Raw genomic sequence first — 7,029 nt, 5'->3', positions numbered from 1 at the left:
AGAATGCCACGGTGAATACGTTCCCGGGCCTTGTACACACCGCCCGTCACACCATGGGAGTGGGCTGCAAAAGAAGTGGGTAGTTTAACCTTCGGGAGGACGCTCACCACTTTGTGGTTCATGACTGGGGTGAAGTCGTAACAAGGTAGCCCTAGGGGAACCTGGGGCTGGATCACCTCCTTATACGAAAGATTRTCTTGATGAGTGTTCACACAGATTGATTAGGTTTATGATGTAAAAGAGTGGTTGTTTTTACTTGTTAAGTGAAAACAACAAACAGTAAGTGCCCAACACTTACTACTTAGTGTCCCGTTCGTCTAGAGGCCTAGGACACCGCCCTTTCACGGCGGTAACAGGGGTTCGACTCCCCTACGGGATACCATTGGGTCGTTAGCTCAGTTGGTAGAGCAGTTGACTTTTAATCAATTGGTCGCAGGTTCGAATCCTGCACGACCCACCATTCTCTCTCCACGAGGGAAGCAATTTGCTTCTGCTTTTTAAAGCGGAAACGAAAAGCAAACTAAATGTGGGCGATTAGCTCAGTTGGGAGAGCACCTCCCTTACAAGGAGGGGGTCACTGGTTCGAGCCCGGTATCGCCCACCACTCTCTAAATATTTTTGGAAGTATCAATCCAAACCACTACTCATGTTGTTGGTTTGCATTTTTGACTCTGAAAGTCGTTAGAAAGTGCTTTTTTAGCACGCGTTTCGAAAGAAACTAGCTCTTTAACAATTTGGAAAGCTGACGAATAACATTTTGTTTTCATTGTTGTTCAAATAAAAGTTCTCAAATCCTATGTCTTACTCTTTTATAGAGATGGGATGTAGGTACCAACACACATTCAAGTGTTCTTGGAAACAGCATAACTTCGGTTGTGTTTGTTTATATTTGAGTCCGGCAAAATCGAATGCTATCTCGCTCATTCAAATAATGAGATAGCGACTTTGGTTGTTTGCCATACACCTTTTTGTTTTCACTTTTTAAAGTGAAATCAAATCGAAACCTTTTGGGGTTGTATGGTTAAGTGACTAAGCGTACACGGTGGATGCCTTGGCAGTCAGAGGCGATGAAGGACGTAATAACTTGCGATAAGCCCAGATTAGGTAGTAATAACCTGTGAGTCTGGGATTTCCGAATGGGGAAACCCACGTGCATAAGCACGTATCATTAACTCAATACATAGGTTAATGAAGCAAACCGGGGGAACTGAAACATCTAAGTACCCCGAGGAAGAGAAATCAACCGAGATTCCGAAAGTAGCGGCGAGCGAAATTGGAYTAGCCCTTAAGCTTTTAATGATGCAGGTGAAGAGTCTGGAAAGTCTCGCAGTAAAGGGTGATAGCCCCGTAACCGACACATCATAATCAGTGAAAACGAGTAAGGCGGGACACGTGATATCCTGTTTGAATATGGGGGGACCATCCTCCAAGGCTAAATACTACTGACTGACCGATAGTGAACCAGTACCGTGAGGGAAAGGCGAAAAGAACCCCTGTGAGGGGAGTGAAATAGAACCTGAAACCGTGTACGTACAAGCAGTAGGAGCCCACTTTGTTGGGTGACTGCGTACCTTTTGTATAATGGGTCAGCGACTTATATTCAGTGGCAAGGTTAACCGTTTAGGGGAGCCGTAGGGAAACCGAGTCTTAACTGGGCGTTCAGTCTCTGGATATAGACCCGAAACCAGGTGATCTAGCCATGGGCAGGTTGAAGGTTGAGTAACATCAACTGGAGGACCGAACCGACTAATGTTGAAAAATTAGCGGATGACTTGTGGCTAGGGGTGAAAGGCCAATCAAACCTGGAGATAGCTGGTTCTCCCCGAAAGCTATTTAGGTAGCGCCTCGGACGAATACTACTGGGGGTAGAGCACTGTTAAGGCTAGGGGGTCATCCCGACTTACCAACCCTTTGCAAACTCCGAATACCAGTAAGTAATATCCGGGAGACACACGGCGGGTGCTAACGTCCGTCGTGGAGAGGGAAACAACCCAGACCGCCAGCTAAGGTCCCAAAGTATAGCTAAGTGGGAAACGATGTGGGAAGGCTTAGACAGCTAGGATGTTGGCTTAGAAGCAGCCATCATTTAAAGAAAGCGTAATAGCTCACTAGTCGAGTCGGCCTGCGCGGAAGATGTAACGGGGCTAAGCTATACACCGAAGCTGCGGCAATATGATTTATCGTATTGGGTAGGGGAGCGTTCTGTAAGCCGTTGAAGGTGRACTGTAAGGTYTGCTGGAGGTATCAGAAGTGCGAATGCTGACATGAGTAACGATAAAGGGGGTGAAAAACCTCCTCGCCGGAAGACCAAGGGTTCCTGTCCAACGTTAATCGGGGCAGGGTAAGTCGACCCCTAAGGCGAGGCCGAAAGGCGTAGTCGATGGGAAACGGGTTAATATTCCCGTACTTCTTATAATTGCGATGGGGGGACGGAGAAGGCTAGGTGGGCCTGGCGATGGTTGTCCAGGTTCAAGTACGTAGGCGGGTGGTTTAGGTAAATCCGGACCACTATTAACGCTGAGATACGATGTCGAGCTACTACGGTAGTGAAGTCATTGATGCCATGCTTCCAGGAAAAGCCTCTAAGCTTCAGATTATAAGAAATCGTACCCCAAACCGACACAGGTGGTCGGGTAGAGAATACCAAGGCGCTTGAGAGAACTCGGGTGAAGGAACTAGGCAAAATGGTACCGTAACTTCGGGAGAAGGTACGCTCTTGGCGGTGAAGTCCCTTGCGGATGGAGCTACTAGGAGTCGCAGATACCAGGTGGCTGCAACTGTTTATTAAAAACACAGCACTGTGCAAAATCGTAAGATGACGTATACGGTGTGACGCCTGCCCGGTGCCGGAAGGTTAATTGATGGGGTTAGACTTAGGTCGAAGCTCTTGATCGAAGCCCCGGTAAACGGCGGCCGTAACTATAACGGTCCTAAGGTAGCGAAATTCCTTGTCGGGTAAGTTCCGACCTGCACGAATGGCGTAATGATGGCCACGCTGTCTCCACCCGAGACTCAGTGAAATTGAAATCGCTGTGAAGATGCAGTGTACCCGCGGCTAGACGGAAAGACCCCGTGAACCTTTACTACAGCTTGGCACTGAACATTGACCCTACATGTGTAGGATAGGTGGGAGCCTTTGAAGCATGCACGCTAGTGTGTGTGGAGGCAATCTTGAAATACCACCCTTGTATGCTTGATGTTCTAACGTTGGYCCCTAATCGGGRTTGCGGACAGTGCCTGGTGGGTAGTTTGACTGGGGCGGTCTCCTCCCAAAGAGTAACGGAGGAGCACGAAGGTGGGCTAAACACGGTTGGACATCGTGTGGTTAGTGCAATGGCATAAGCCCGCTTGACTGCGAGAATGACAATTCGAGCAGGTACGAAAGTAGGTCATAGTGATCCGGTGGTTCTGAATGGAAGGGCCATCGCTCAACGGATAAAAGGTACTCCGGGGATAACAGGCTGATACCGCCCAAGAGTTCATATCGACGGCGGTGTTTGGCACCTCGATGTCGGCTCATCACATCCTGGGGCTGAAGTCGGTCCCAAGGGTATGGCTGTTCGCCATTTAAAGTGGTACGCGAGCTGGGTTTAGAACGTCGTGAGACAGTTCGGTCCCTATCTGCCGTGGGCGTTGGAAGATTGAAGGGGGCTGCTCCTAGTACGAGAGGACCGGAGTGGACGAACCTCTGGTGTTCGGGTTGTCATGCCAATGGCATTGCCCGGTAGCTAAGTTCGGAATCGATAACCGCTGAAAGCATCTAAGCGGGAAGCGAGCCCTGAGATGAGTCTTCCCTGGCACTTTAAGTGTCCTAAAGGGTTGTTCAAGACTAGAACGTTGATAGGCAGGGTGTGTAAGTGCTGCGAGGCATTGAGCTAACCTGTACTAATTGCCCGTGAGGCTTAACCATACAACACCCAAAGGGTTTTGATTGGACTCAAAGCAAGAACATAATTGAATGTGTATTTAAGAACTTTTATTCAGCTTTCCAGATTAATTTTGCCTTCAGTTTTTCATAAAAGCTGAAAGTAAAAGAAGAATTTGCTTGGCGACCATAGCGTTGCGGACCCACCTGATCCCATGCCGAACTCAGAAGTGAAACGCAGTAGCGCCGATGGTAGTGTGGGGTTTCCCCATGTGAGAGTAGGACATCGCCAGGCTTTAATATCGACTTGTCTCGATTGAGACGAGTCAACATAGTTTTTTAAGTAAATACTTAGAATATTATGTTGACTTTCAAAGTAGATAGCGTATTATACGCGTCCTGCTTAAGTGCTAAGGCATTGAAAGCAAAGCTCTTTAACAATATAGACCTATATCAATCTGTGTGGACACTTGTTGATGATAATCACTAGATACTTCGGTATCAACAATGGTTTTCAATGAACACGTGACCTAAGGGTAGTAAGTTCGCTTACTGTCACACAGTCAAAATTCATTATCGTTCTGTTGGAACGATAATAGCTTTAAAATTACTTCTTACTTTTTAAGTAAGGGACAGTTTTGAAGTCAGTATTCATTGAGCCGACAAAATCTTAAATTGAAGAGTTTGATCATGGCTCAGATTGAACGCTGGCGGCAGGCCTAACACATGCAAGTCGAGCGGAAACGACAACATTGACCCTTCGGGTGATTTGTTGGGCGTCGAGCGGCGGACGGGTGAGTAATGCCTGGGAAATTGCCCTGATGTGGGGGATAACCATTGGAAACGATGGCTAATACCGCATAATGCCTTCGGGCCAAAGAGGGGGACCTTCGGGCCTCTCGCGTCAGGATATGCCCAGGTGGGATTAGCTAGTTGGTGAGGTAATGGCTCACCAAGGCGACGATCCCTAGCTGGTCTGAGAGGATGATCAGCCACACTGGAACTGAGACACGGTCCAGACTCCTACGGGAGGCAGCAGTGGGGAATATTGCACAATGGGCGCAAGCCTGATGCAGCCATGCCGCGTGTATGAAGAAGGCCTTCGGGTTGTAAAGTACTTTCAGCAGTGAGGAAGGTTCATGCGTTAATAGCGTATGGATTTGACGTTAGCTGCAGAAGAAGCACCGGCTAACTCCGTGCCAGCAGCCGCGGTAATACGGAGGGTGCGAGCGTTAATCGGAATTACTGGGCGTAAAGCGCATGCAGGTGGTTTGTTAAGTCAGATGTGAAAGCCCGAGGCTCAACCTCGGAACTGCATTTGAAACTGGCGGACTAGAGTACTGTAGAGGGGGGTAGAATTTCAGGTGTAGCGGTGAAATGCGTAGAGATCTGAAGGAATACCAGTGGCGAAGGCGGCCCCCTGGACAGATACTGACACTCAGATGCGAAAGCGTGGGGAGCAAACAGGATTAGATACCCTGGTAGTCCACGCCGTAAACGATGTCTACTTGGAGGTTGTGGCCTTGAGCCGTGGCTTTCGGAGCTAACGCGTTAAGTAGACCGCCTGGGGAGTACGGTCGCAAGATTAAAACTCAAATGAATTGACGGGGGCCCGCACAAGCGGTGGAGCATGTGGTTTAATTCGATGCAACGCGAAGAACCTTACCTACTCTTGACATCTAGAGAATCCAGCGGAGACGCAGGAGTGCCTTCGGGAACTCTAAGACAGGTGCTGCATGGCTGTCGTCAGCTCGTGTTGTGAAATGTTGGGTTAAGTCCCGCAACGAGCGCAACCCTTATCCTTGTTTGCCAGCACRTAATGGTGGGAACTCCAGGGAGACTGCCGGTGATAAACCGGAGGAAGGTGGGGACGACGTCAAGTCATCATGGCCCTTACGAGTAGGGCTACACACGTGCTACAATGGCGCATACAGAGGGCAGCAAGCTAGCGATAGTGAGCGAATCCCAAAAAGTGCGTCGTAGTCCGGATTGGAGTCTGCAACTCGACTCCATGAAGTCGGAATCGCTAGTAATCGTGGATCAGAATGCCACGGTGAATACGTTCCCGGGCCTTGTACACACCGCCCGTCACACCATGGGAGTGGGCTGCAAAAGAAGTGGGTAGTTTAACCTTCGGGAGGACGCTCACCACTTTGTGGTTCATGACTGGGGTGAAGTCGTAACAAGGTAGCCCTAGGGGAACCTGGGGCTGGATCACCTCCTTATACGAAAGATTGTCTTGATGAGTGTTCACACAGATTGATTAGGTTTAGAAGTTTTGAGTAAGGACACCTTTTTCCGGTTGGTCTATAGCTCCTCTGGGAGCGCGCTTTGCTGGCGGTGACGGGGTTTGGGGTTCGCTCCGGGATAGCTTTTCTATGTTTTCTTGTTTTGTTTACTAGAAATGAGAGTCTTTAAAAATGGTTACTGTTTAAGTAACACATGCTCTTTAACAATTTGGAAAGCTGACGAATAATAATGTGATTTCATTGTTGTTCAAATAAAAGTTCTCAAATCCTATGTCTTTAAGATGTAGGTACCAACACACATTCAAGTGTTCTTGGAAACACCATAACTTCGGTTGTGATGTTTATATTTGAGTCCGGCAAAATCGAATGCTATCTCGCTCATTCAAATAATGAGATAGCGACTTTGGTTGTTTGCCATACATAAGACCTTTTGGGGTTGTATGGTTAAGTGACTAAGCGTACACGGTGGATGCCTTGGCAGTCAGAGGCGATGAAGGACGTAATAACTTGCGATAAGCCCAGATTAGGTAGTAATAACCTGTGAGTCTGGGATTTCCGAATGGGGAAACCCACGTGCATAAGCACGTATCATTAACTCAATACATAGGTTAATGAAGCAAACCGGGGGAACTGAAACATCTAAGTACCCCGAGGAAGAGAAATCAACCGAGATTCCGAAAGTAGCGGCGAGCGAAATTGGANTAGCCCTTAAGCTTTTAATGATGCAGGTGAAGGCTCTGGAAAGTGCCGCAGTAAAGGGTGATAGCCCCGTAACCGACACATCATAATCAGTGAAAACGAGTAAGGCGGGACACGTGATATCCTGTTTGAATATGGGGGGACCATCCTCCAAGGCTAAATACTACTGACTGACCGATAGTGAACCAGTACCGTGAGGGAAAGGCGAAAAGAACC

At 48.2% G+C, this 7,029-nt stretch carries 3 tRNA genes and 5 rRNA genes; all 8 read left to right on the top strand.

Annotated features, from left to right (window positions below):
* Nucleotides 1-183, top strand: a 16S ribosomal RNA gene (locus L4D74_RS00540); the annotation flags it as partial.
* 123 nt (nt 184-306) lie between these two features.
* A tRNA-Glu gene (locus L4D74_RS00535) sits at nt 307-382 on the top strand.
* A 2-nt stretch (nt 383-384) separates the two neighbouring features.
* Nucleotides 385-460: transfer RNA gene (locus L4D74_RS00530), tRNA-Lys, on the top strand.
* A 68-nt stretch (nt 461-528) separates the two neighbouring features.
* Nucleotides 529-604: transfer RNA gene (locus L4D74_RS00525), tRNA-Val, on the top strand.
* 415 nt (nt 605-1,019) lie between these two features.
* Nucleotides 1,020-3,910: ribosomal RNA gene (locus tag L4D74_RS00520) — 23S ribosomal RNA — on the top strand.
* A gap of 134 nt (nt 3,911-4,044) precedes the next feature.
* A 5S ribosomal RNA gene (rrf, locus tag L4D74_RS00515) occupies nt 4,045-4,160 on the top strand.
* A gap of 377 nt (nt 4,161-4,537) precedes the next feature.
* Nucleotides 4,538-6,090: ribosomal RNA gene (locus tag L4D74_RS00510) — 16S ribosomal RNA — on the top strand.
* 466 nt (nt 6,091-6,556) lie between these two features.
* Nucleotides 6,557-7,029: ribosomal RNA gene (locus L4D74_RS00505) — 23S ribosomal RNA — on the top strand; the annotation flags it as partial.

The sequence above is a fragment of the Vibrio cionasavignyae genome (assembly GCF_050337155.1).
GTDB lineage: Bacteria > Pseudomonadota > Gammaproteobacteria > Enterobacterales > Vibrionaceae > Vibrio > Vibrio nomapromontoriensis.
Note: the sequence above shows the minus strand (reverse complement) of the source record. Positions and strands in the feature narration are given on the sequence as shown.